This window comes from Psychrobacter alimentarius, assembly GCF_001606025.1.
Lineage (GTDB): Bacteria > Pseudomonadota > Gammaproteobacteria > Pseudomonadales > Moraxellaceae > Psychrobacter > Psychrobacter alimentarius.
Map to the genome: position 1 here is coordinate 3,006,151 of NZ_CP014945.1, position 26,521 is coordinate 3,032,671.

Annotated in this window: 21 protein-coding genes; 10 read left to right on the forward strand and 11 right to left on the reverse strand. The window is 42.5% G+C overall.

Annotated elements, in window-relative coordinates; all coding sequences use genetic code 11:
- The first annotated feature begins 181 nt into the window (after positions 1–181).
- From rdgB to A3K91_RS12445, 5 genes are all read left to right on the forward strand, one after another.
- Entirely contained in the window at positions 182–838 is a 657-nt protein-coding gene (gene rdgB / locus A3K91_RS12425) for an RdgB/HAM1 family non-canonical purine NTP pyrophosphatase (RefSeq protein ID WP_084387354.1), read from the forward strand.
- A 515-nt stretch (positions 839–1,353) separates the two neighbouring features.
- Positions 1,354–2,697, forward strand: coding sequence for a trigger factor (gene tig, locus A3K91_RS12430; RefSeq protein WP_062845551.1), 1,344 nt, complete (start codon positions 1,354–1,356; stop codon positions 2,695–2,697).
- Positions 2,698–3,113: 416 nt separating this feature from the next.
- A complete protein-coding gene (gene clpP, locus A3K91_RS12435) occupies positions 3,114–3,788 on the forward strand; it encodes an ATP-dependent Clp endopeptidase proteolytic subunit ClpP (protein ID WP_062845552.1) in 675 nt (224 codons plus the stop codon).
- Between the two features lie 107 nt (positions 3,789–3,895).
- Positions 3,896–5,170: an ATP-dependent protease ATP-binding subunit ClpX gene (gene clpX, locus A3K91_RS12440; RefSeq protein WP_062845553.1), complete on the forward strand. Its 1,275-nt coding sequence runs from the start codon at positions 3,896–3,898 to the stop codon at positions 5,168–5,170.
- A 353-nt stretch (positions 5,171–5,523) separates the two neighbouring features.
- Positions 5,524–6,552, forward strand: coding sequence for an SDR family NAD(P)-dependent oxidoreductase (locus A3K91_RS12445; protein ID WP_084387355.1), 1,029 nt, complete (start codon positions 5,524–5,526; stop codon positions 6,550–6,552).
- A 264-nt stretch (positions 6,553–6,816) separates the two neighbouring features.
- Here the strand turns inward: A3K91_RS12445 and A3K91_RS12450 are convergent, their stop codons facing one another.
- From A3K91_RS12450 to argS, 3 genes are all read right to left on the reverse strand, one after another.
- Positions 6,817–7,911, reverse strand: coding sequence for a PTS sugar transporter subunit IIC (locus A3K91_RS12450; RefSeq protein ID WP_062845554.1), 1,095 nt, complete (start codon positions 7,909–7,911; stop codon positions 6,817–6,819).
- A 158-nt stretch (positions 7,912–8,069) separates the two neighbouring features.
- Positions 8,070–8,873 (reverse strand): SPOR domain-containing protein, encoded by an 804-nt coding sequence (locus A3K91_RS12455; protein ID WP_062845555.1) that lies wholly within the window; start codon positions 8,871–8,873, stop codon positions 8,070–8,072.
- 120 nt (positions 8,874–8,993) lie between these two features.
- Entirely contained in the window at positions 8,994–10,823 is a 1,830-nt protein-coding gene (argS, locus tag A3K91_RS12460; protein WP_062845556.1) for an arginine--tRNA ligase, read from the reverse strand.
- A gap of 462 nt (positions 10,824–11,285) precedes the next feature.
- Between argS and A3K91_RS12465 the strand changes: the two genes are divergently transcribed.
- On the forward strand, positions 11,286–11,504 hold the full coding sequence (locus A3K91_RS12465) for a DUF2788 domain-containing protein (protein ID WP_062845557.1): 219 nt from the start codon (positions 11,286–11,288) through the stop codon (positions 11,502–11,504).
- A gap of 57 nt (positions 11,505–11,561) precedes the next feature.
- Here the strand turns inward: A3K91_RS12465 and A3K91_RS12470 are convergent, their stop codons facing one another.
- From A3K91_RS12470 to cmoA, 4 genes are all read right to left on the reverse strand, one after another.
- Positions 11,562–12,698, reverse strand: coding sequence for a DUF1176 domain-containing protein (locus tag A3K91_RS12470; protein WP_062845558.1), 1,137 nt, complete (start codon positions 12,696–12,698; stop codon positions 11,562–11,564).
- Between the two features lie 32 nt (positions 12,699–12,730).
- Positions 12,731–13,765 carry a tRNA 5-methoxyuridine(34)/uridine 5-oxyacetic acid(34) synthase CmoB gene (cmoB, locus tag A3K91_RS12475; RefSeq protein WP_062845559.1) on the reverse strand — a complete coding sequence of 345 codons (1,035 nt, stop codon included), beginning with the start codon at positions 13,763–13,765 and terminating at the stop codon, positions 12,731–12,733.
- A 194-nt stretch (positions 13,766–13,959) separates the two neighbouring features.
- A complete protein-coding gene (locus tag A3K91_RS12480) occupies positions 13,960–16,347 on the reverse strand; it encodes a hypothetical protein (protein ID WP_062845560.1) in 2,388 nt (795 codons plus the stop codon).
- Positions 16,348–16,464: 117 nt separating this feature from the next.
- Complete coding sequence (cmoA, locus tag A3K91_RS12485; RefSeq protein WP_062845561.1) at positions 16,465–17,235, reverse strand: carboxy-S-adenosyl-L-methionine synthase CmoA; 771 nt, start codon at positions 17,233–17,235, stop codon at positions 16,465–16,467.
- A gap of 224 nt (positions 17,236–17,459) precedes the next feature.
- Between cmoA and msrA the strand changes: the two genes are divergently transcribed.
- The 3 genes from msrA to A3K91_RS12500 all read left to right on the forward strand — a co-directional run bounded on the left by msrA (position 17,460) and on the right by A3K91_RS12500 (position 20,463).
- A complete protein-coding gene (gene msrA / locus A3K91_RS12490; protein WP_062845562.1) occupies positions 17,460–17,981 on the forward strand; it encodes a peptide-methionine (S)-S-oxide reductase MsrA in 522 nt (173 codons plus the stop codon).
- Between the two features lie 137 nt (positions 17,982–18,118).
- On the forward strand, positions 18,119–18,775 hold the full coding sequence (gene tmpT, locus A3K91_RS12495; protein WP_062845563.1) for a thiopurine S-methyltransferase: 657 nt from the start codon (positions 18,119–18,121) through the stop codon (positions 18,773–18,775).
- A 215-nt stretch (positions 18,776–18,990) separates the two neighbouring features.
- On the forward strand, positions 18,991–20,463 hold the full coding sequence (locus A3K91_RS12500) for a lytic murein transglycosylase (RefSeq protein ID WP_062845564.1): 1,473 nt from the start codon (positions 18,991–18,993) through the stop codon (positions 20,461–20,463).
- A gap of 127 nt (positions 20,464–20,590) precedes the next feature.
- On the opposite strand, the gene A3K91_RS12505 is transcribed toward A3K91_RS12500, so the two are convergent.
- From A3K91_RS12505 to A3K91_RS12520, 4 genes are all read right to left on the reverse strand, one after another.
- A complete protein-coding gene (locus tag A3K91_RS12505) occupies positions 20,591–20,890 on the reverse strand; it encodes a hypothetical protein (protein WP_062845565.1) in 300 nt (99 codons plus the stop codon).
- 245 nt (positions 20,891–21,135) lie between these two features.
- Entirely contained in the window at positions 21,136–22,122 is a 987-nt protein-coding gene (locus A3K91_RS12510; RefSeq protein ID WP_062845566.1) for a DUF4062 domain-containing protein, read from the reverse strand.
- Positions 22,123–22,287: 165 nt separating this feature from the next.
- Positions 22,288–23,157: a glutamate racemase gene (gene murI, locus A3K91_RS12515; RefSeq protein WP_416231983.1), complete on the reverse strand. Its 870-nt coding sequence runs from the start codon at positions 23,155–23,157 to the stop codon at positions 22,288–22,290.
- A 326-nt stretch (positions 23,158–23,483) separates the two neighbouring features.
- On the reverse strand, positions 23,484–24,197 hold the full coding sequence (locus tag A3K91_RS12520) for a DUF1285 domain-containing protein (RefSeq protein ID WP_062845568.1): 714 nt from the start codon (positions 24,195–24,197) through the stop codon (positions 23,484–23,486).
- A 405-nt stretch (positions 24,198–24,602) separates the two neighbouring features.
- Between A3K91_RS12520 and A3K91_RS12525 the strand changes: the two genes are divergently transcribed.
- On the forward strand, positions 24,603–26,453 hold the full coding sequence (locus A3K91_RS12525) for an electron transfer flavoprotein-ubiquinone oxidoreductase (RefSeq protein ID WP_416231968.1): 1,851 nt from the start codon (positions 24,603–24,605) through the stop codon (positions 26,451–26,453).
- Positions 26,454–26,521: the final 68 nt, after the last annotated feature.

A 26,521-nucleotide genomic window follows, 5' to 3' on the forward strand; every position in this document is an offset into this window, starting at 1 on the left:
CGCCAAGTGGCTGGCTTTATATATGTTTGTTAACTTAATATTCATAAGCCATAAGATATAATTCACTGTAGCTTGCGGGCTAGTATAGCAAACGTGACCGAGAGTATCAGTTACCAAATGTTATAGACCATGCTTACAAGCGCACAGAAAACCATCCTTATCCACATGACGGAATGATACCATGAGTACCATTGACACCCCGATACTCTCTAAAACTTTCTCTACCCAATCAGCACCCGATAACCAATGGGTACTCGCCAGTAATAATAAAGGTAAACTGGCTGAGTTTCAAAGGTTGTTTGCTGAAGCAAATCTGAATGTAACGATTGTACCGCAAGGTGAGCTGGGCATCGAAGACGCCGTCGAAGATGGTCTAAGCTTTGTAGAAAACGCCATTATCAAGGCACGACATGCCAGCCGTATCAGTGGACTACCTGCGATTGCCGATGACTCTGGTTTGTGTGTTCCCGTACTGGGCAACGCGCCTGGTATTTACTCTGCACGCTATGCAGGCGAACACGGTAATGATGACAAAAACAATGCCAAGCTTGTCAATGATTTGCAGGCGATGCGCGGTGAGCAGCCTATTAAAGGCATGTTCGTTTGCGTTTTAGCCATGGTGCGCCACGCGGATGATTCGCTACCAATTATCGCACAAGGTCTATGGCAGGGTGAAATTTTAGAAGCGCCGCACGGTGATGGTGGCTTCGGTTATGATCCATTGTTTTGGTTGCCAGAGCGACAAGCGACAGCAGCAAGCCTAACCCCTACGGATAAAAACCGCATCAGTCATCGTGGTCAAGCGATCCAGCAATTGCTAGCCCAGCTGTCGTTATAGATTTCTATATAAGTAATAATAAAATCTGTCTAGCGCCAATATAGAATGACTGGTCAGCATTTTTTGCAGCCTCTGTCACGCTATACGAACAGCAAGCAAGAGAAATACTTACCAGTCGAACTCAAAATACCTATATCGTTTTCATGTTGAACTGACCATAGCAAACAGATAATTTTTACTTTAATAAGCAGATAGATTATACTGTTCTACTTTTAAAATTTTGTTGAAAGCCCTAATTTGGCTGTATAATTCGCCAAAAAACGTTATTATGCGGCTTATTAACGGTTTATGATTGATATTTGATAGCGTCTATAACCTCGACATTCTCAACCATTAGTACCAGTGGTGATTGCTTCTGGCACCGATAATGAGTGTGTGCGCTATCATTATCCCCTATTTATTCCAACGGCAAGCCGTCGTACACGCTCATATTTTGAGGCGCGGTTGTCTATTACCATTTAACTCCAAGTACTATTAAATCAAACGTACTATTTAATCCTAAAGGTGTAATGAACATGGCTACAGATTTACAAGTCACAACCAACAAGCTATCTAATAAAGAGACTCAGCTAACGGTTAAAGTACCTGTCGAAAAGATTCAAAACAAAGTTGAAGGCCGTATTCGCCAAGTTGCGAAAACTGCCAAAATCGACGGTTTCCGTAAAGGTAACGTTCCTATGTCACACATCCGCTCTCAGTACGGTGCTGGCATTCAACAAGAAGTGATCAACGATGTAATCCGCGATACTGTATTTGAAGCGATCAAATCTGAAGACATCCGCGCGGTTGGCATGCCTAACATCGACGACGTGAAACTTGAAGACGATTTCTTGGTCTATCAAGCCACTGTTGAAATCTTCCCAGAAGTAGATGTACAAGGTATTGATGAAATCGAAGTTGAACGTCACACTGCACAAGTGAGTGAAGAAGACGTTGATACCATGATCGAAAACCTACAAAAGCAACGTGAAGAGTTCGTTGAGAAAAAAGGCATGGCTGCTAAAGACAACCAAGTCACTTTTGATTTTGAAGGCTCAATCGATGGCGAAAAATTTGAAGGCGGCTCTGCTGAAGACTTCAAATTGGTTATCGGTAGCAACCAGATGATCCCAGGCTTTGAAGCGGGTATCAAAGGCATGAAAGCTGGCGAAGAAAAAGTCATCGACGTGACTTTCCCAGAAGATTACCAAGCTGAGAACCTAGCGGGTAAAGAAGCTCAGTTCAAAATCAATGTGAAATTGGTTGAAAAATCTAAGCTACCTGAAATCGATGATGCGTTCCTAGAGCTATTCGGTGTGACCGAGGGCGGCGTTGAGAAATTAAAAGAAGACGTCCGCAAAAACATGGAACGCGAAATCAAAAACGCTGCGCGTAGCCAAGTGAAGCAAGCGACTTTTGATGCGTTGCTAGAAAAGAATGAATTTGACGTACCAAACGCCATGTTAGAGCAAGAAATCGAGCGTCAACGCAACATGATGATGCAACGTTTCTCTCAGCAGTTCGGCGCGAACGCTGACAGCTTCGACAAAGACATGCTGCCAAATGAGCTATTTGAAGAGCAAGCGCTACGTGCTGCCCGTCTTGGCATCATCGTTGCCCGCGTTATCGATACCAAAGGCTTAGAAGTAGATCAAGAGCGTGTTGAAACCTTCATCAAAGAAGCCGCTGAAAACTACGAAGATCCAGCAGAAGTCATCGAGTACTACACCAATGACAAGCAGCAACGCGCTAACATTGAGTCTGTGGTATTAGAAGACCAAGTGGTAGATTATTTGATCAGCCAAGGTAAAGTAACTGACAAAGAAGTCAGCTATCAAGACTTGCTAGCGGCTCAGCAACAACAGCAGCAAGGCATGTAATTTAGTAGGATATTACTTAGCAATTTGCTAGTTACTGGCATTCAGTGCTAAGTGTTATCGAAACATGCTCTAATAAAATGCCCTAACAAACTTGTTAGGGCATTTTTATTGGGGCTTATATATCTTTTTTATAAACAGTTTATAGGCAATCCCCTTGATAAACGCGCATCGACGCCTTATTAATAGGAAGTCACTCCTATTATTGATAGAAAAACATTTTGCACATGAAAAAATTACCATTGCTCCAATAAAAAAGTTACCATTAGTGCAATTATTTTGAACAGCATCTAGAGCGTACCACTGTATCTAGTGAGTGTTATCCCTCAGCGGCAATACTTATAATGATAAACACCGATAACAGCTTGGTCGTTCGTTTTCTTACCCTTATCTTATGTACGTATAAACAGGACATTTTTATGACAGATTATGATCGCATTACTGCCAACCCACATTTTGATATGCTGATGAGTGCGCACAATGAGGTGCAAAATACGCAAGCTGCATTAGTCCCTATGGTTGTTGAGCAATCATCACGCGGTGAACGCTCGTTTGATATCTTTTCACGCCTATTGCGTGAGCGTGTGATCTTTTTGACCGGTCAAGTTGAAGACCACATGGCCAATCTAATCGTCGCCCAGTTGTTATTCTTAGAAGCAGAAAACCCTGATAAAGATATCCATTTATATATCAATTCACCAGGTGGTTCAGTCAGTGCAGGTTTGGCGATTTTTGATACCATGAACTTCATCAAACCTGAAGTATCTACCATCTGTATGGGCGGTGCTTATAGCATGGGTTCATTCTTATTGGCAGCGGGTCAAAAAGGCAAACGTTATTCACTCGCCAATGCGCGTGTGATGATTCACCAGCCTTCAGGCGGCGCACAAGGTCAAGCGACCGATATCGAAATCAATGCGCGTGAAATTCTAAAAACTCGTGCTCGCTTAAACCAAATCTTGGCCGAGCGTACAGGCCAACCAGTAGAGAAAATCGAAAAAGACGTCGAGCGTGATTTCTGGTTAGATGCGCAAGAAGCCAAAGAATACGGTTTGGTTGATGAAGTATTAGAGCGTCGCCCTGACTCTTTATAATATTGAGACAAAACCTTGTTAATCATCGAATGCCTCAGCGTATAAGCGCTGTCATTCGTGTGAATCATTAGAATATTTATAAGCGTTAAATTTTAGGAGCGCCTTTTATGGCAGAAGATACTACCCCGCATTGTTCGTTTTGCGGCAAAGCCAAAAGCGATGTACAGCAGCTGATTGCCGCTGACGATGCCAATATTTGTAATGAATGTATTGAGCTATGTACCGATCTAATCGCAGACAGTGCCGAAGACAATGACGACGATAGCGAGATTGATACCTCTTGGGTCAATAAAAAGCTACCAACGCCAAAAGAGCTGCGCGCCAAGCTTGATGAATATGTCATTGGCCAAGACGCTGCCAAAAAAGCGTTATCTGTTGCCGTTTATAACCATTATAAACGTCTAAAAGTCAGCCAGACGCTGGCTCGTGACAGCAGAAAAGCCAAAATCGGCGCGGATGATGCGATGGTAGAGCTTGCCAAAAGCAACATATTGCTGATTGGCCCAACAGGTTCTGGTAAGACATTACTGGCGCAAACTCTAGCACGCCTGCTTGATGTACCGTTTGCTATGGCTGACGCGACGACCTTAACCGAAGCAGGCTATGTCGGTGAAGATGTCGAAAACATCGTGCAAAAACTATTGCAAGCCTCTGATTATGATGTAAGTAAGGCTGAGCAAGGCATCATCTATATTGATGAGATCGATAAAATCAGTAAAAAAGGGGATAACCCTTCTATCACACGCGACGTATCAGGCGAAGGCGTACAGCAAGCCTTGCTAAAGCTCATCGAAGGCACGGTTGCTGCTATTCCGCCACACGGTGGTCGTAAGCATCCACAGCAAGAGCTGATCCAAGTTGATACAAGCAACATTCTTATCATCGTTGGTGGTGCATTTGCTGGTCTTGATAAAGTGATTCAGCAGCGTACTGAAAAAGGCGGCATTGGCTTTAACGCGGATGTTAGCTCAAAAGATGACAGCCGTCGCAGCTCAGATTTGCTGCAACAGGTTGAGCCAGAAGATCTGATCAAATTTGGTCTCATTCCTGAGCTGATTGGTCGTTTGCCTGTGCTTGCTGCGCTACAAGAGCTTGATGAAGAAGCCTTGGTGCAAATTCTCACTGAGCCAAAAAATGCTTTGGTGAAACAGTACAAATATTTGTTCGACATGGAAGGCGCTGAAATCACTTTCACACAAGAAGCACTTGATGCCATCGCCAAAAAAGCCATGGAGCGTAAAACAGGTGCACGTGGTTTGCGCTCTATCGTAGAAAACGCGCTACTTGAAACCATGTATGAGCTGCCATCGATGAAAGATGCCAAAACTGTGATGGTTGATGCTGATGTCATTAACGAAGGTAAGATCCCTAAGATTGCTTAATGTCGTTTACCGACATAGTGCGATTGGAATGAATTTTTCGTAGCCTCTGTTTAGCAGTAAGCAAGGAAAATTTAGATCAATTGCACGTAACTAGTAACGGATCGATCTTACTTAGTATCGACTGGCTTATATAAAAAAGCGTCTGGCATCCTATGCTAAGACGCTTTTTTTATGTCTGTTTTAGCAGTTATTTATTGAGCGACTGAAATGACAGCCACGTCTATGAAACGTAAACCGTGCTACTCATAAATCATGCTAAGGTATATAGTCTATTTAAATAGTCCTATTTAACTTTTAATATTATTACTGGTCTATTGCTCACTTATCGCTCATTAAACAAAGGATTGTTTATCATGCTGAATAATATAACCACTCTGGCAACATCATTACGTCAACACCTACCCTTTCTCCCCTCCAACCATGAGAACGATGATATTGCATCTTATTATCGTAATCATGTTGCTGCTATCACTGGTGCAGGTTCTGGCATGGGGCGCGAGCTTGCGCTTCATCTAGCAAAAATGGGCTGCCATGTTGCCTTGTCAGATATCAATGCGGAGCAGCTAGCACAAACCAAAGACATGCTGGCCGGTTACGATATCCTCGTCACAACGACTGTGCTTGATGTCTCAGACAATCAGGCCATGCAAGCATGGGCGGATAGTGTAATGAGTAATCATGGCAAAGTGCACTTTATCTTCAACAATGCAGGCGTGGCGTTCTCCTCGACGATAGAAGGCGCTAGTATTGAGGAGCTTGAGTGGGTAATGGATATCAATTTTTGGGGCGTGGTTTATGGCACCAAGGCATTTTTACCACTCATCAAAAACAGTGTCAAACAAAGCGAATTGACGAGTGATCATCAAGACAATCAACCCCGCCAGTTTAAAGAACACGGTCATGTTATTAATATCTCAAGCTTATTTGGTTTGACCGCTCAGCCTTCTTACTCTGCTTACAATGCCAGTAAATTTGCGGTGCGCGGCTTTACAGAAAGCCTGCGTCAAGAGCTCAACATTCAACACTGTGGTGTGTCAGCAACTTGCGTGCATCCTGGCGGTATTAAGACAAATATTGCCAATAGCGCGCGTGGTAATGATAGCGTCAGTGACGTAGGCATGCATACGGGTGAGAAAGCCATTAAGAGTTTTAACAAGTTGTTAAAATTTGATGCCAGCGAAGCTGCTTGGGTTATTTTACATGCCGCCGCGACCAATCAGCAGCGCTGCTTGATTGGCAATGATGCCAAGATGGTTGATGCGATTCAGCGGGTCTTTCCGTCACATTATAGTCAAGTGCTAAACGACATCACCAAATTTTCTCGAAAGCTAAAACCGCGACGTACTTCTAAGCACAATCATAAAACGGATGTTACGTCATAAGTAAAGACGTTCTATCGTAGTCACTCAAAATCAAAAAGCTCAGCTAACTAGACAGCTGGGTTTTTTACTCAGTACGTGAGTGATAATGATCATTCAAATCAGACCAAATATAGCCAAGCCACTATAAAACACATATCTTGCTGCGAAGATAATTGCTATGTCGCCTTTATCCGCGCAGACACAGCTAACAAGGAACATTTATCTTAGTAGCGCGTTGCCACATTTGTCATCATTTTATTTGGGACTGACCATAGCATACAGCTATTAAGGCAGTTTCATATCGCCATCAACTAGCCAGCCCACACGTCGCATGATATAAGCAACCAAACCTGCGATTATCCCAGGCAATACAAACATCAGTAAGACAATGGCAACCCATAGCTGCGTCGTACTCATAATACCTTGTGATGCTTCAATGACACCAAAGACCCCAACTAGGCCAGCCGTACCCATACCCGCGCCTGTCGCCGTACACGCCAAGCCAAAACCAACGGTGGCAATCGGCCCAACAATCGCACTGGCGATAACCGCTGGTAACAGGATTAAAGGTTTTCTAAATACATTGGGGATTTGAAGCATACTGGTGCCAAGACCTTGAGAGACGACGCCACTAATACCGTTGTCCTTAAAACTGGCAACCGCAAAGCCAATCATATGCGCTGCACAACCAACAACTGCGGCACCGCCCGCCAAACCACCAAGTCCAATCGCAATACAAATAGCGGCGCTTGAGGTCGGCAGTGTCAATAAAATACCAACCACAACGGCAATGACAATGCCCATCAGTAATGGCTGTAATTCAGTGGCCGCCTGAATACCTTGCCCAATAGCAGAAACCCCTGCCACGATGGGCGGATTGAGCAGTGCGCAGACCAATAAAGCCACTGCGCAAACCAGCAACGGCACCAATAAAATATCAAGCTTTGTCTTGCCAGCGATCCAAGTACCAGCGCGATAGGCAAATACAGACGTCAAATACGACCCTATTGGATTACCCGGCACCGCTACAAATGTCGCAGGGCCACCAACTTGCGAGGTAAAAAGCTCTCCTGCCATTAATGCTTCAGAATGCGCACCCAGCATACCAGCTACCAAGCAGCTAAGCATCACTAACGTTGGCGCTTTTAGATAATAAGCAACTCCGACGCCAATGCCAGCGCCCATCAACACTGAGGCCAGCTTGCCAACTGCCACCAATGCTGGCAAACCCAACCATCCACCAATCTGCGAGATGATTAGACCTGCAATCAACGTGACAAATAGTCCCAATGCCATACCTGTGAATGCATCGATAAAATACTTTTGAAAAAAAGCTTTGATCGAGCTGGATGGCGGTGTTGCTGAGTCAGATACAGTCATGGCCTTACTCTTTATAAAGGGTAAAATAAAATTGGATAAACCAAAAGATAGAAGATTTTAAAGACAGAGTTTTTTATAGAGAATTAGAATCAAAAAAAGCGTCATTGCGACGCTTTTTTTGATAAACAGACTTTTAATGCTACTAAACATCCTTCACTCTAACGGCGCTGTTCGACAATAATAGAATCAATACCATTGTTTTGTAGACGCTGCTGAGCAGTGGTCACTGCCTGACGATTATTCATTGGACGTGAAATGACCTGATAAATTGGTAAGCCATTGCCTGTGGTGTTTTTTACCACTCTTGCGTCGACACCCGCCATCAGTACTTGCGCACGGCGACGATCTGCTTCATCTGCATCACCGAAGCTGTTAATTTGCAAAATGTAGGTAGCAGGCTTAGCTGGTTGCACACTTGCCGTACCAGCACCTGCATTGTTTGCCCGATTGCTCGTATTATTATTACTGTTGCTATTGGTCGCTGGCGCCTCATCATAAGTCGCATCTTCTTCAACGATAACAATATCGTTGCTACCATTGCTGGTTGTTGCGTTATTACCACCATTTGGCTCAATTGTCGTACTTTCAGCGATACCAAAATTACCCATATCATCAGGCTGAGTCACAACAACATCCGGCTCGAAGGCACCCATATTATCTGATTGATCAGTGTTCGTATCGGTGATCTCTTCATCAGGAATGGTAGCCATTTCTTGATTGGGTAAGATATCATAGAACTCATAATCGCTGTTATCAGTATCTGTATCAACGCGTGGCTGTACCTGCCTGTCAGGATCATTCTCAGCGCTACTATTAGCAGGGCTAAAATCGAATAACGGTGAAAGGTAGATAAATACCCCGATCATTAACGTCAAAATCGCACCGACAAACATCCATAATAAGCCTGATACGCTACTTGATTTGCGCTTTTCTGTTGCGCCTTTAGGTTTTTTGGCTAGCATGGATCTGGTTCTCCCTACAGAATCTATCTATCATCAATTTATTGCTATCAGCTGTCTATACTCATTCTACATGCTAGAAAACTATCATATATCAGACAGCTACCACATGTTAGAAAGTTACTACATACTAGACGGTGCAGACAATCCTAACAGCCCCAAGCCATTGGCCAATACTTGTCTGACTGCCTTGGACAAACGCAAACGTGCCTGCATTAAGTCTAGCTCATCAGCACTTGGCGTTTCACCTGAGGTGACGCTCACTGGCAAGATACGATTGGTGTCGTACCAGCCGTGGAATAAGGCAGCAAGCTCTTTTAGATAGTTGGTCAAAACGTGTGGCTCGTAGCCTGTCGCGGCACGTAATAACGTCGCCGGATATCCTGCCAACAACTTAATCAGCTCGTCTTCATTGGGCGCGGTCAGCAAGTCCTGATGTGACAAACCAAGCGTATCATCTACCGCAAGACCATGACTTTGTAGTTTTTCTAACACTCGGCAGACGCGCGCATGTGCATACTGGATATAATAGACTTGGTTGTCTTTGCTTTGTGATTTGGCAAGTTCCAAATCAAAATCAATATGTACTTCAGGCTTACGAGCGACATAATAAAAACGTGCCGCATCGTTGCCCACTTCAGCACGCAGATCGCGTAGGGTAACAAATTGACCCGAGCGCGACGACATTTGCACTTTTTCACTACCACGCCATAACGCCACAAACTGTACCAGTACTACGTCTAAACGCTCTGCATCGATCCCCAAAGCCAATAGAGCAGCTTTTACACGTGGGACATAACCATGGTGATCAGCGCCCCAAACGTTGATAACCTTATCAAAACCGCGATCGAACTTGTTTTTGTGATAAGCGATATCAGAGGCAAAATACGTTGACTGACCATTGGCACGGCGTACCACACGGTCTTTTTCATCGCCAAAATCGGTCGATTTAAACCAGATATTGCCGTCTTTTTCGTATAGGTAACCTTTTTCATCTAGAACTTGTAGTACTGGCTCAATCTCGCTATCGATAGATCGTTCGCTGAACCAACACTCATAACTCACACCAAAGTCATTTAAATCATCTTTGATATCGGCCAAGATACTGCTTAATGCCGCATTTAAAAATAGCTCGTAGCCATCGCCAAGCAGGACTTTGCTACCCGCAATCAAACCGTCGATGTGTGCTTCTTTATCGCCTGAGACGACCGTTTTTTCACCATCAGCACTGATCTCAAACTGAGCATCTTCTGGCGCATCCTTGGCAACGTCTGCAAAACTATGGACGTAGCTGTCGCCATGTTGCATTTTTAGTGTTTGGGCGATATCACTGACATAGTCACCTTGGTAGCCATTGACTGGGAACGTGATTTGCTGACCATTTAACTCTAAATAACGCAAATAGGTACTGGTCGCTAAGATATCCATTTGACGACCCGCGTCATTGACATAATACTCGCGCGTGACATCGTAGCCGATTGCTTCTAGGAGGTTTGAGACACTCATACCAAACGCAGCACCGCGACCGTGACCGACGTGCAGACTTGACGTTGGATTGGCAGAGACAAACTCAACTTGTACCTTTTGACCGTCAAACTGATTACTCAGACCAAAACGTTCCTGTAAAGTAAAGATATCATCTAATACCGAAAACTTGGCTTCCGAGTTTAAAAATACATTAATAAAACCAGGACCTGCGATTTCTACTTGGCGAATGTCTTGGTTTTCTGGTAGCGCGTTGACGATTTTTTCGGCAAGCTGACGCGGATTGGCTTTGGCAGCTTTGGCCGCAGTCAGCGCAATATTGCTGGCAAAATCACCATGGCTCAGATCTTTGGTACGCGTGATTTGGCTGTTATTTTGCCAATCATTAGGTAGCGTACCATCGGCTTGTAACGTTTGAATGGCATCATTGAATAGGGATGCAAGTGTATCAATTTGGGTTTGTGACATAGGGTTTTGAACTCAGTTAAATAAACAACAAAAACAGGGCAAAAATGTGGTGAATGCGAGCAATCGATAACTGCTTATTATAATAGCGACCGATATTGCAGGGGACAAAAAATATAAAAATAAATAACCTGTAAATATAGCAATCTTTGCGCGTCATTGCATCATTTGCACCAAAATTAGCACTAAAATCTTACGCTTATGACAAATAGCCTTAATAACCTATCAAATAACAAGGAGGGTTTATACTTTTGACTATGTTAAATTCAGTTATATTCTATCTATCGCTTCGTATTGCAAGTAAATACTAAATAACTGGCTAGGCCAATTGTAACGTTCCTGTTTTTCGATACTGAGCAGTCGTTTATACCTACCTGCTTCCGCGTTATAATAGTGGTTTGTACTGCGCTTCTAAACCAGATAAATCCTAGAAGACGCGTTACTACTTTTTTATAGGATTACGCTATGTTTGCTATTGCTGCCAGTACTATTACCAGTTGGGGCTTGTACGTTTTATTGCCGATATTCATCGCTTTTTTATTCTTTATCATGTGGGACATCTCCAAAACATCTGAAGCTGGTCGTGCTGGTACTTTTTGGATATTTGTCGCATTGGGCGCAGGCTCTGTCGGTTTTATACTTAAGATAATAATGGAAGTGGCTTTCAAAAGATGGCTAATATAACTTGTCTTTTTTTATTTTACTCTGTCAGCGTCGTATCTGTTTATATTAAAGTCGACTTTATTGAGTGTCATCCACTTTGTTTGTAATCTCGCTTACGTAGGTTGGCAAATCCCACGCGCCACCAGCAAAGCCGCGACACATTCCTGTACTCGTCTCTTCGCTTTTGGTAAATGTTTTACCATCCCAAATCCATGTCGCATGATTCCAGCAATCACCGATGCCGCGGTCTTTATTAGCTGCCCAGATTTCACCTGCCTCATACTCATTGCCTGCTGTCGTGATAAGCATAGGATTGCTAGGTTTTTCGTTATTAATAAGCCAATAACCAGTGCTCGAGTTATAAGGACCGGACCAACAGAGATGGCTGGCTAACGTATGGGTGGCGTCTACGGGTGTAAATTCCCAGTCTAGTCTATCAGTGCCATACTCTGACATCCGTTGATACGCTTCGGTTTTTGGATTAACCAGCTCACAAGCACCCATCGCATTTCCAGCGCCTGTGAGCTGCTCAGAATCAATATCGACCCACTTGTTTATATTTTGCTGAAAGTATTTAAGTTTTGATGGGGCTAGTGCATTGCTATCCTTTGCTGAATACGCAAATGCTTTTTTGATGTTGGGTTTTGGTTTAGCCGCTTTAGGGGTTTGTCGATTGCGATTATTTTTACTGACCAGTGCTATTGGTGTTCCTACTCGACCCTGCACGTCATCGAGCTTAAGCAATACTGCCGACATCCCTTTGTCACTGATATACCATTGCTTGTCATCCGCTCTGATCTCTATCTTGGTTGCGACACGAGCATGGTTGATCAGTGCCTGCGTTTGCTTGGTGGATAAATCATATATTGGAGAGTCTTTTGCAGCTGGCTGTAAAGTCCCATAATTTTTACCATTTAACCAAAGCTCAGCATGATCAAAGCTATCCTCTGAAGATTCTAATATAAATTGAACCTGCACTGTTGGCAGGGCTACTTTTGGCAATACTGTAAGCAATATCGAGGCTGGCGTATCTAATTGACTCTCATCTGCATACCCTGCTGCGCGGCAAGTCAATGTATTATCACAAACCACTTGCCAATCGTCCTGTACAAAGCCCCAGCCTTCAGACGGTGTCCCATAGGCAGCATGAGCTGATATGGACGTTAATGGCAGAACACCCATCATAGTGCTGAGTAAAATCGTTAATTTTTTCACTGTCCATTCTCCTTATGATAGGTCAGTACGTGCTATTTTTTGGCAATTAAGGTTGCGCGCATCGGAGCAGGATAGCCTTCGATTGTCTTTGTGAAGTCATTGGGATCTAAAAAATCTGCTAACGAATGATAGGTCATCCATTCGGTTTGACGCTGCTCTTCCACAGACGTTACCGCCACATCAACACAGCGCACGTCTGAGAACCCTACCTTTTCTAACCAACCGATTAACGCTGCGACTGAGGGTAAAAAATACACGTTGTTCATCTGAGCATAACGATCATGTGGCACCAGTACGGTATTGGCATCGCCTTCGATGACCAACGTCTCAAGTACCAACTCACCCCCTTTGACAAGTTGTCCTCTTAGCTGCTGTAAATGCTCAAAGGGCGACTGACGATGATAGAGCACACCCATACTAAATACAGTATCAAATAACTGGCTGTGCTCTGGTAATGCTTCTAGTGGTACAGGAATATAATGGGTACGGTAGCGGCCAGTCTCATGAGCATCAGCACTACCGACAAAATGCCTAATCGCCATGAACTGATGATAAAACAAGCAAGACGGATCGATAATGATGACCATGTCCGCCCCAGCACCAGCCATGCGCCAGCCGTGATAACCAGAGCCGCCGCCCACGTCTAATACACGACGACCGTCAAGCCTACCAAAATGCGGCGCAACTCGTTGCCATTTCCAATCACTATGCCACTCGGTATCAATCTTTATCGCCGATTCATCATTACCAATCTGAAAAGGGCCTTTGCGCCACGGCATCAGCTGCTTTAATAACGCTATCGTTTGTTTATGCTGAGATTGATTAAGACTTGCGTCAATCGTCAATGTATCACTATTGAGATCGACGTGATTGACGGTCAACTTTGGTAAACGTGCCACTGACGCTTGATAAGCAGGGGCATGCGCGTAGTTGGCTTTGTCTTTGATAGCATTTAACCATGTGGGTAATCGCGTCAGCCATTCATAAGCGCTCGGCTGCTGCTGGGCCAGTTCTAATAGGGTTAAATACAGTTCGCGTTCGGCGTGCGTGATCGTGTCGTTGAGCATAAAAGCAGATTACCGTATTGATTGTTATTTAAATGAATAAAATTAAAAGAGTTAGAACAAAAGAGGATGAGCCTCAAAGTGGGAGTGCTTTAAAGGTGAGAAAATATGCGTGGCGCTGCTCGATGTTATTTAAAACCTTATTGGCGCCTTTTCCCCTGCTTAGTTAGATAAACTATGGCGCAACTGATCTTAATTTATAGCTTAATATTATAAAGCCCTTCATAGTAAGAGGGCATATTTAAATACAGCTCCTGAGTAGCATATGCTAAAGTTTCTAAATTATCGGAATGTATTCTTCTTTTTTTGGCAAGTTCTGCATACTTTCCACCTTCGTCCTCCCATACGTTTGTAAGTCTCTCAAGACCACCCATAAATAACTCTAAACCAGTTAAAATCATAACGTAGGCTCTAACTTCTTTATTTTTATTATCATAACCACGTCCCCAGTCAGCTAACTTCCTTAATCGCTGAACTTCATCCACCGAAAACTCGTCAAAACTTTTCATCGTTGCAAAAACCAAAATTGACTTAGGAAATGTTTCTGCTAGAAGTTTCATTTTTTGAATATCAGAATCTTTAAAGGCGTCTTTTGCAAAGCTCTTTGCTTCTCCAAAAACAATATTAGTAGGTTTATTTAAACCTACAATTTTTTCTCTTTGTGCCCACAAGATAAAATCGGCTTCTGCTTTTTCTCCAGACTGAAGCGTTAGTTCCTGTCCACTAGACCATGTAATATTAAGCATATGAGAATAGCTAACCTTTCTAACGAAAAAATGAATCGCTAATGAAGCAGCATATCCACCTCTGGCGTAATCAGGTAAAGCAAAAGCACCAACCACTCTATATGACCATCTTGATAAGCTTGAATTAGAAGGATCCAAAATAGGAAAATTGAAAAACTTCAAGCATCTGTTACATGATAGTTCATAATTTAAGTTATTGATCTCGTACCAATTCCAACTATCACATTTAGAACATTTTAACTCTAAACCAAGCTGTACAATTTTTTGCGAAACCAGTCGACTTGCTGGCTTTTTATTATTTTTCGTATTAATCCTATTTTTAAATTCTTCCGCATGCATGCTCCTCGTTAACGGTTTATTGGTCATATCATTGAGTCGTTCAACAATATTTTTATTTGCCAAACTAGATAACTGAGGAACACCACCAATTGTTTCAATGATTTGTTGAACGGATTTTCCAGCATCGGATACAGTTGCTTTAATCTCATATTTACTTAACCATTGGTTAATAGCTTCTGTACCATTATGTAAATTCCAGTATTGTCGATTAATACTTTCAGGAAATATAGTTAAGCCTTCAGTTGTAGGAAGTAAGAAATCTCTATGATAATTGAATTTTGGAAAAACAGGGTTTCTGTAATTAGTAGGAAAGCATGTCAGTGTCCGACTTTGATTTCCCCAGTCTTTAATATTTATCACGTTTGCCCAAAGCGGCTTATGATGATATTTTTTCTTTATGAAATCAGGAGCTATCGTATCAAATTGAATTTGTGGCTTCTCATACTCATATGTTAAAGCAATATCTCTATTAACTTGCTCGAAAATTAATATCGACCTTTGTAACTCCATAGGATTGTCAGATTTATCAACTCTAATATCTGGATACCAAAACTGTAGTATGGTCTTATTCTCGTTACCAGAGAGATATTTGTTATAAATTTCACTACCTTTATCTTCGGAAATGGAACGAGAGAACATGATAGTTGTTCTGAAAAAGTATTCTTCTTGATGCGGACGCGCACGATAGTTATCAGATATGAACTCATTACAGAAGTCTGCTAGCTTTGCTATCCACTGCATAGGTATAGCAACAATATTCTTATAGATAATACGTAAGTTCCAATAATCGATTAGATCTCTAGGAGCTTCTAAGTCAAATATGAATAATCTTGCATCAGGCGATGATTGATGATATTGAATATCTATATCTGCATGAGTGGCATCAAGTGGTGAAAGGTTACTGCCCTGATATAGTTCTATTAATGAAATATCATTCAGCTCTACTTTTTTCGGATCAAAAACATCTATAAAACCTTCTTCGAAAAAACATAATTCAGGTGACTTACTAAATGAACCGAAAATACAAGATGTAAATAATTGATTCTTCTTATTCTCTGAAATGACATTTACAATATTTACTTTATGACGTCTTTCGAACTGATACTTCTTTTCGTAAAGATCTACGTATAAGTCATATACTGTAAGCCCATACTTATCATCTAATCCGTGTTCATCAACACTAAGCAAATCATCAACTTGTAAAACCCTCTCTTTATCAAAAACAAAGTCTTTTGTCATACTTTCTTCTGTTTCGACAATAAAATCAGGTTCAAAAAAGTCAAGATAATCATTCAATATTTTCGTTGCGTTGTATGTCTTATGGTCGCTTCCCCACCACTTAGGTACTCTTTTGAAATATGGAACTATAGGATTATATTTTCCACCCCATAACAGCGTATTTATCTGAAACACTTTTTCTAGATTTTTCTTATCGTTAGGTTTTACAAGAAATAAGAATCTTATAGGTCTAAGTTTAATATCTAATCGAATCTCATCCATAATTTCAACTCAGTAACCAAGTAGAGTGCGCCAAGCCAAGCGCACCGATAAAATAAGTATCTATTCAGATTAATACAATAAAAGTAAGATCAGCTTCTATTGTTTATTCAAACAACCTTACTTAAACGCCACAATTGAGACAAAGTTTAAAAACTGAAACCACGTTAGGTGACGTTTAAAGCCAACTTGATCTAACCGTGCATGATGCTCATCTAGCGTATCCGTAATCAGCACATTTTCTAACGCATTGCGTTTACCGCTGATTTCCATCTCGGTATAGCCATTGGCGCGTTTAAAATCATAATAACGCTCAACCAACCATGCATCATACTGCTCATCAAAGGCATGCGTTTTTTCGGTCAACACCAATATACCGCCTTCGCTCAGCGCCGTATGTATCTTCTCTAACACCGCGACTCTATCGGCTGCTGGCAAAAACTGTAGCGTTAAATTTAAAATCACCATGTCGCACGGCTCAAGCTCAACGTCACGAATATCCGCGGTGATGACTTCGATATCATGCTCAGGATAATTGTCACTCAATAACGTCGTGGCTTCGGTCGTCATTGCGGGCGAAATATCAATCGCTTTGATTTGCAAATCTTGCGGATCAAACTCACCAGATAGCGTCATACTGGCAGCGCCTAATGAACAACCCAAATCATAAACACGGCTGACACGCTGACCACTGTCGCTTTGTTGGCGATACTTGCAGTGACGGCGGGCAAATATGGGCAGCATGGCCAATACCTGACCGTAACCAGGAACACTACGGCGAATCATATCAGGAAAACATGCCACCACTTGCTCATCGAAGGAAAAGCGCGCCGCTTTATCTAATGGCGTGGTGAATAGGATGTCGTGTTTAGTAGGATCAGGTTGGCTCATGAGGCGACTCGTTTTTTGATAATAAAGCTTACATTAGAATATAGTTGTGTGTTTTGCCAAATCCGTCAATCAAGAGTAGGCGAACGTAGCAAAAGCCCATTATAACATTACTGTTTGTTACTTATCGCGACTAGATGCCCTGCTAAGCTAAATGCGTATTGCTGAGTGATTAGTTAATGAGTGACTGGCACTTGGCTCATACTTATAAAAATAAGGAAAAAATTATGCAAACCATCGTATTAGGCGGCGGCTGCTTTTGGTGCACCGAGTCGGTATTTTTATCTATAAAAGGCGTACAGTCTGTCATATCTGGCTATATGGGCGGCGATGCGGTTTCTGCCAACTATAAAGATGTCTGTAGTGGCAATACTGGACACGTCGAAGTCATCAAAGTCGAATTTGATGAGTCTGTTGTGCCATTAGAAGTAATCCTTGATGTTTTCTTTGCGACCCATGATCCCACCACAATGGATCGTCAAGGCAATGATGTCGGTAGCCAATATCGTAGCGTGGTGTTTTACACAGACGAAGATCAGAAACCAACGGTTGACCGTACTATCAATAAACTGCGCGATATGGGTCTTAATATCGTCACAGAAGTCCATCCTGCGATTGAGTTTTTTGAAGCAGAAGACGAACATCAAGACTTTTTTAACAGGAATCCAGGCCAAGCGTATTGCAACTTTGCGATACCGCCAAAGCTTGCCAAACTGCGTAAAGAGTTTAGTCAGTATATGACAAGTTAAATGAGTGATTAAAAAATCATGTTCGATACTAGCCAAACGCTTAGACAATAGGTGTTTGGCTTTTTATTGGGTTCAGCACTCTCAAATAAGACGTTATTATAAAGATATCAACAGATAACTATAGGTAGGCGTAAATTATGAATCCCGAATTTTGGCAAAATCGTTGGCAAGAAAAGCGTATCGGCTTTAATCAGTCTGAAGCAAGTCCGTTGTTAATAAAACATTGGTCAGAGCTAAACCTGCCAGCTGGTAGCCGTATTTTTGTGCCTTTGTGTGGCAAATCAATCGATATGGTTTGGCTAGCATCACAAGGTTATGACGTGATCGGTGTTGAATTGGTGGAATCCGCTGTACAAGCGTTTTTCAATGAGCAAAACATTAAGCCTACCGTATTTCAGCATGCAGAAAACCCAGCTATTACCTGCTATCAAGGCCAGCTTTTGGGTCAAAAAGTAGAACTATGGGTCGCTGATATCTTTGCATTAACGGCTGAAAATATCGGAATTGTTGACGCAGTTTATGATAAAGCGGCACTGATTGCTCTTCCAGCTGATATGCGTTCCAACTATAGCGAACAATTACGTAAAATTAGCGGCAATGCGCCACAGTTGCTAATAACGCTCAATTACGATCAAAGTAAAAAGGATGGGCCGCCCTTCTCTATCAATCATGAGCAAGTGCAGCAATATTATGGCAGCCATTATCAAATTGCTGAGCTGGCATCAGAACCCGCTTCTATAGGCTCAATGCCTGAGCTAACAGTCAGCGAGCAGGTTTGGCTATTGAGTGAATAATAAACAGGTGATTCATCAAAAAAAAATGTAAAAAACCAGTGGTTATTAGATTTTCTATTTCCAAAAACCTCTCACAATATCACGGTAACGTCAGCTTATAGTAACTGAGTGCTGCGATACCTTTTCTTTATTATTGAGATTGGTTACTCTAAGTCCATACTGCCATTAGTCGCTTTTATCTCCATTCACGATTTCGATGCTTATAGGATATTTTCATGCGTTTGACTCCTTTCTCTACTTTATCGCTGCTTAGTATGGCAGTTGGCCTCAGTCTTGCCAGCACAGCACAAGCTGCGCGGCCACCAGCACCAGACTTATCCAACAGTGAGTTTCAACAATGTCTGGATAGACTGCAAAGCTCTAGTAAATTTAGCGGCGTCAACAGCTCTACTTTTAATAACTATCGCCCTACCCAGCCCGATCCTAGTGTGATTCAATCGCTCAACTACCAACCTGAATTTCAAAAAGACGTTTGGGATTATTTATCAGTGCTTGTAGATAAAGAGCGTGTCGAAGATGGTATCCGAGCTAAGCGTCAATGGCGCGATACACTCCGTCAAATCGAATCGCGTTATGGGGTAAAAGCTGAGCACGTCTTAGGGGTATGGGGTGTCGAATCTAACTTTGGTCAGACTTTGGGCAAAAAACCCTTATTTGAGTCTTTAGCGACCCTATCATGCTTTGATCGTCGTCAAAGCTATTTTCAAGGAGAGTATGCCAACGCCCTAAAAATCGTACAAAACGGTGATATTGCACCGAATGACATGACAGGCTCTTGGGCAGGTGCCTTTGGTCAAACGCAATTTATGCCGAGCACTTTTTTAGAATTAGCAGTCGATTTTGATGGCGATGGTCGTCGTGATTTGGTCAATAACGTGCCTGATGCCTTGGCTTCTACCGCCAACTTCTTAGACAAACGTGGCTATCGTACGGGCGAGCCTTGGGGTTATGAAGTCAAGTTACCTAGTGGATTTTGGGCAGCCTCTAATCGCAAAGACAAAAAATCTATCAGCCACTGGCGCAACCAAGGCATCACGCTTGCCAATGGTAGCCCATTACCTTCTGACTTGAGTAGCGCAGGCTTATTGTTACCAGCTGGTATGGAAGGTCCTGCGTTTTTAGTCGGTAAAAACTTTGATACGTTTTACTCGTACAATGCATCAGAAAACTACGCATTGGCCATCGCTCACTTATCAGATTTGATCACGCGCGAAGACAGCAGCAAAACCGACTTTGTGACTGCATGGCCGACAGACGATCCAGGTATCAGCCGCCAGCAAGCCAAAGATATTCAGCAGGCATTAATCAATGCAGGTTACGATATTGGCGGTGTTGATGGTATCATCGGAGACGGTACGCGCACAGCGATTCAACAATACCAGTCTAGTCGCGGCATATTCCCAGCCGATGGCCGCGCTGGTCAAAAGTTCTATCGTGCCATTGTTGGCAATACTGCACCTAGTGGCGCTCAATCTACCAATCAATATGCTCAACCATCAAATAGTCAGCCATTACAACCTGCTTCTGCTGACCGTATGGGACAGCTGATCCAACAGCAAACGACTCCTTCTAACACTTACTCAACACAGCCATCGGCTCAACCAGCAAAATCTGGTAATGTGCGTTATCGCCGTGTCACTGATGCTAGTGGTGCTGTGAAGTTGGTTCGTGTGGATGAAGGGTCGTAGTATTAAATGATCTAATGGGTACAAAAAAGGCCACGCTGATAGAAGCGTGGCCTTTTATATGGTTTATAACATTAATGATGCAGAGCTCTAAATATCAGTAATGAATGGCAGTTAGCCCGAAAAGAGCCTAGACAATCGGTGGTGGATTCGGTTTGCCATTGTCACCGTTCCAATTCTCACGCGCCTTCTCATCCAAATCGGCTGGCGTTTTTGGCTCCCATTTGCCGTTTTCTTTCCAAGTGGCATCGCCCCAATCCGCATCTTCTTCTTTTCTATCTAGCTCTTTATACACTTGGCTTGGATCAATACCGCGACGCTTCATATCTGCTATTTGCTCTTCTAAAGTATGAAACTTCTCAGCATCATGCATGGACTTTTCTAAACCATCCAATTCTTTTAATAATTCATCATTTTTAGAGTTACTCATGGTGCACTCTCCTTAACTAGTCCGTATTGTTTGATGCATTTATAATTTTAGTACAAGTAATAAAATAAAACTCCTACCTTATAAACTTTATTATCGTTAGTCTCATCCTATTTCACAACCGTTAGCGCGTATGCTTTGTATTACAAAACGTAGTCTTGGCTATACATACATTGATACTATGCTAGACATCCTTCTTATAAAAGTATATTAATGCCGTCAACAGTCAGTACGGGACGATAATAATCTCACTCTTCAGTATTTAACAAACTTTTTGCATAAAATGTCAATTTCCAAAGCTCTTGTGAGACTCGATTGCCATAAGTGGTGAGTTGTATCCAATTTGCACTGACCAATTGCCGCTGCAGTTTATTAAAGTCATCTTGAGAAATTTGACAGCGCGAGACCGCGTGGACGTTTGGCATATCTTGTTTGATATCTTGTTCAGCTTTGGTTGCTATCAAACGATTAATGAAATTTTGCAGTCCATAGCTGGAAAAAGTCGTCGGTATTTTTATCAACACGGTCAGGACTTCCTGCCAAGTTAATATCATGCTTCTAGTAACATCTGTCAAATTACCGCCCTCATAGGCCTGAGCACTGTAATAAATATTGAAAGATTCTTGCAACGCTATTGGTTTGCTAACACTGTCGGTCATGACATCATTATCAAAAGACTCATCTTTTTTGATGGCTTTACTATTAGACAGAAGATCGGAGAACCTTTCAGATACCGTCTGTTTGCTAAATTCAATGAGTTCTTCACTGCCTCTTGCCCAGCCTCCTACCACTTTGTGATGGCTCAATGTACTGTAGTAAGCCTGCACTATAAGTTGGTCGATGTCTTCTTCTGTATCGTAATAATAAAGCTGATTGTCTTGTCTAACAACTAACTTGATAAACTCTTGCAACTGACGACTGATACTTGCATCCTGACGATGGTTTTTGATCAGTATGATTAAAGGCTTGGTTTTGGCTTTGGCATTCAAATAGCTCAAATGCATTTGGCTCACACCAGTTTTTTGTACTGTGCCGTAGTTGTCCCCGATTAGCATCAATGCATAATCACAAGAATCGATACATTGTCGCCCATACAATGATGCTTTTGCCAGTTTACTGGACACATCATAAGTCAAAAATGCGCGGGTCTGAAAAAATATGGCTAGTCTGTCTAAGGCCAGTAATTGATCGTTGTCAGCGCATATAACATGGATATGGTAGCGGCGGTTTGGCACAATTACCTCTAGACTTAGGTCGTGACACAATAGAATATGATGTAAGACAAAGCACAAATATCTTGTTTTTTACAGGCTAGCACATTCTAGTAAAAGTGAGCTCAACTTATTTCGATTAAATCTATACCAAAAGTGAGGCACCTATTTAAACATGAATAATAGCAACTATTTAACATAGTATTGCAATATTGTCTCTTCACCAAGCAGGCGCTGTATCAAAACACTTAGTTTATCATCATATCTTGTGGCATAAAAAGTTAATGGATACTTAATGTCGACATTTGTTTTTTCGTTAATGTCTGAATGGTTATCTTCTGCTTCATTATTAGTACATGCAGACAGTTGGTTCATAACCAACAGCTGCTTAACTCGCTCAGCAATGGCCTGCCCAGAATCTACGACTTGCATAGACAGCTGTTGCCTTGCGATCTCATCCAACAAAAATGGTTTAAAAAATGGGTAATGAGTACAGCCTAACACCAATTGATCAATGCCATCGTTAGCAAAAGCTTGTAATTGCTGACGCAAGCGTTCAGCGGTCGCATCCTGTTCTGGCATCCCTGCTTCTACCCACGGCACCAGTTGCGGATCAAAATACTTTACAACTTCTGTATGATTGGGTTTTGCAACATTATCAATGACATCATTGAGCAGTGACCCATTTAAGGTGGCTTTAGTCGCCAATACAGCCACAAGACCACTTTTACTTGCCAATACGGCAGGTTTTAAGGCTGGTACTAAGCCGACGATCAATAATTGCGGATAACAGCGTCGGGCTTTTTCAAGTGCATAAGCTGAGGCACTGTTGCATGCCATAACAATGAGCTTACAGCCTTGTTGATATAACCACTCCACTGCGGTCAGGGTCAACGCTTCAATATCTTCGCTATCGCGATTGCCATAAGGGACATTCAACGTATCAGCATAGTATACGTAACGCTCGGCAGGTAATTGCCGCGCTAAATGTAGATAAACGGATAAGCCTCCAATACCCGAGTCAAACACTCCAATGGGAGAGTTACAGGCGTTAGGCATTGTCCCTGTCTGGGTGGCCACTTCCTTTATATCTACTTCGTTCATTTTTACAAACGCACTGCCTGTGAAAGTATCTGTTCGTACTTTCACGATATTTATAGAATGATTTGCCGTAATATCCATTATCGCTTTCGTATCATTTTTATACACATGTCATCTTCATGCTATTTATCCAATTCGTAGTATGTATCTAAATAATGTTTGTCCAATTAGGAGCGCTACCAAATACAGTGTTTAATTCGTAAAATTATAATAGCTAATAAGTGGATTGCAATGAGTAAATTGCTGTGAGAAGGTTACTTTTGCCAAACTCATATCAATGACATTTAATCGGCTGGCATCGAAATCTGATAAGACTCAGCGCCACTCTGTAAAGTAAGTACCGTTTCGCCATTGCATTCTGTTAACTCACCAATCTCAGTCAAATGATAAAAAGTATGACGAGCAATAAGCGCAGTCAAGCCATTCCTAACGGTCATATAAGGTCTTACGGATACTTCGCTTGTTTGCTCTTGCTTGTTGTCAGCTCTGACATTTGCGTTATGAGTCAGAGTAGGATTATACGCTTGTAATGTGATGGGATGCTCATTATCTAAACGTACCACATCCCCTGTCGTGGTCGTAAATTCTAGCCAACTTTCATCGTCTTCCTTGACAATACCCACATCATTAATGAATAACGGTGCATCTTCTACTTGGATACGTAGTTTTTGTACTGGCGTCTTTAAGAAATACTCAGCAATACCGTCATGGTCTTCTTTCCATAAGATAGAAGCAAATAAGCTAACCAATGACTCTCTGGTCACTTTTTCACCTTCATGCCACCACTCCCCATTTGATTTTATCACTAAGTCCATGTCTGCTACATTTTGAGGATGCCAATTTTCTAAAGGTGGTATGGCGCGCCCCTCACGTACCCCTGCCGTATCCTTTATATATTGACTGAGTGCGTCGATATCATTTAAATGGGAGGGCTGATTGTTTATGGTCTCAGTGGTCTTTTTACTATTTGCCATAGTGTTATTTATATTGTCATTCATCACGTATTCCTTTACTAAGTAGTCAAAGTTTGGCAAATCTATTATTACTATAAATTTTAGTTTAGGGTATGATTGGCTTTTATCATTTTAGTACCCGTATTATTTCACGTTTACCTTAACACCGTTACTCATAAATGCGTGTCGTGTTTGTGGGATTTTTCTTTTATAATGAGTAACGGTTTTTTATTGCCCTGATAAAGTAAGTGTCGTATCAATGGCACATTTTACGTTATATATTGATATCCTTAGATGAACTGTTTTTGACAGAAATAAGTCGGTTAATCTTGTCAACACGGTTTTTATTGGGCAGCCATATGTCTGAGTAAAGTTAGCGCCGCAAGTCGATTATTCAAGTGTTAAGCTAATGATGCCCTGAGATGAGCCACTAAAAGTTTAGGAGTAGGTATGCAAGAGCAAGACAATCAAAAGCCAGTCATTGATGGTGACACTGTGAATACTGACACAACAGTAGCGACAGAGACGGCAAATCTAGACAAAGTAGAGCAGACCGAAGAAGCGACGGTTGCTGAGGTCGCTGTAGAAGAACAAACGACCCAACCTGCCGCTATAGACGACGTAGCACCTGTCGTAGCTGAGCCTGAAGTCGAACGTGAATCTATGGAGTTTGACGTTATTATCGTTGGCGGTGGACCAGCCGGTCTTTCTACTGCTATCCGTCTGCGTCAGCTTGCTATTGAAGCGGGTAATGATGAGTTTATGGTTTGTGTGGTTGAAAAAGGCTCTGAGTTTGGTGCCCATACTCTATCGGGCGCAGTTATTGAGCCACGTGCTTTGAACGAATTGATACCAGATTGGAAAGAAAAAGGCGCACCGCTAAACGTGCCCGCAACCGAAGATCGCTTTTACTACCTAAACTCAGCCACGCGCTCTACCAAAGTTCCAGATGCTTTGATTCCAGCGCCAATGCATAATAATGGCAACTATATAGTCTCACTTGGTAATGTGGTTCGCTGGCTGGCAGTACAAGCAGAAGAGCTTGAAGTCATGATGTTCCCAGGTTTCGCCGCTGACGACATTTTATACAACGATGACGGTTCCGTTCGAGGTATTCTAACGGGTGATTTGGGTGTGGCCGCCAATGGCGAAGCCAAGCCAAGTTTTGAGCCAGGTTATGAACTTCTCGCCAAATACACAGTCTTTGCTGAAGGCAGCCGTGGTCATCTAGGCAAGCGCCTGATTAGCCGCTTTGGTCTTGATAAAGACTCAGATCCTCAGCATTACGGTATCGGTTTGAAAGAGCTATGGGAAGTTGCACCAGAAAAACACGAGCAAGGCGTCGTCATGCACGGTCTTGGTTGGCCGTTGACCGAAACAGGTTCTACCGGTGGCTGGTGGTTATACTTTGATGAAAACAATCAAGTCAGCTTTGGACTGGTCGCTGATTTGTCTTACCATAACCCATACATGTCACCGTTTGATGAGCTACAGCGTTTAAAAACCCACCCTGTCATCAAAAATGTCTTAGAAGGTGGTAAACGTATTTCTTATGGCGCCCGTGCCTTGACCAAAGGTGGGCTGAACTCCCTACCAAAATTCACCTTCCCAGGTGGTGTATTGGTAGGTGATGACGCTGGATTCCTAAACCCTGCCAAAATTAAAGGCACACATACCTCTATGAAGTCAGGTATGCTCGCTGCCGAAGCAATCTTTGAAGCCACACAGGCTGGGCGTCAACATGATGAAGTGGTTGCTTATAGCACCATGTATAAAGAGTCATGGCTCTATCAAGACAACTACGAATCACGCAACTTTTCGCCTGCGATGCACCGTATGGGTCAATTCATGGGCGGCGCGTTTATCTTCCTTGAGCACAACATCTTGAAAGGTAAGATGCCATTCACTATACATGACAACCTCCCGGATTATGACCAGCTAGAGCGTGCCAATCACGCCTATAAACCGACTTATTTGAAGCCTGATGGTAAATTGGTGTTTGATAAATTATCGTCCGTTTTCATCTCCAATACCAACCATGCTGAAGATCAGCCGACGCATTTGAAATTGACAGACCCTACAGTTCCTATCTCGATCAATTTGCCTTTGTATGCCGAACCTGCGCGTTTGTATTGCCCAGCGGGTGTGTATGAAGTGGTAAAAGATGCCGAAGGTGCTAAGTTTGTCATTAATGCCCAAAACTGTGTGCATTGCAAAACCTGTGATATTAAAGACCCATCACAGAATATCACTTGGGTAACACCAGAAGGCGGCGGCGGTCCTAATTATCCCAACATGTAGACCAGAGTTGCATTGATTTTAGTTTTGATCACTCAATCATACGCCAATAAAAAACCGCTCTCGAAAGG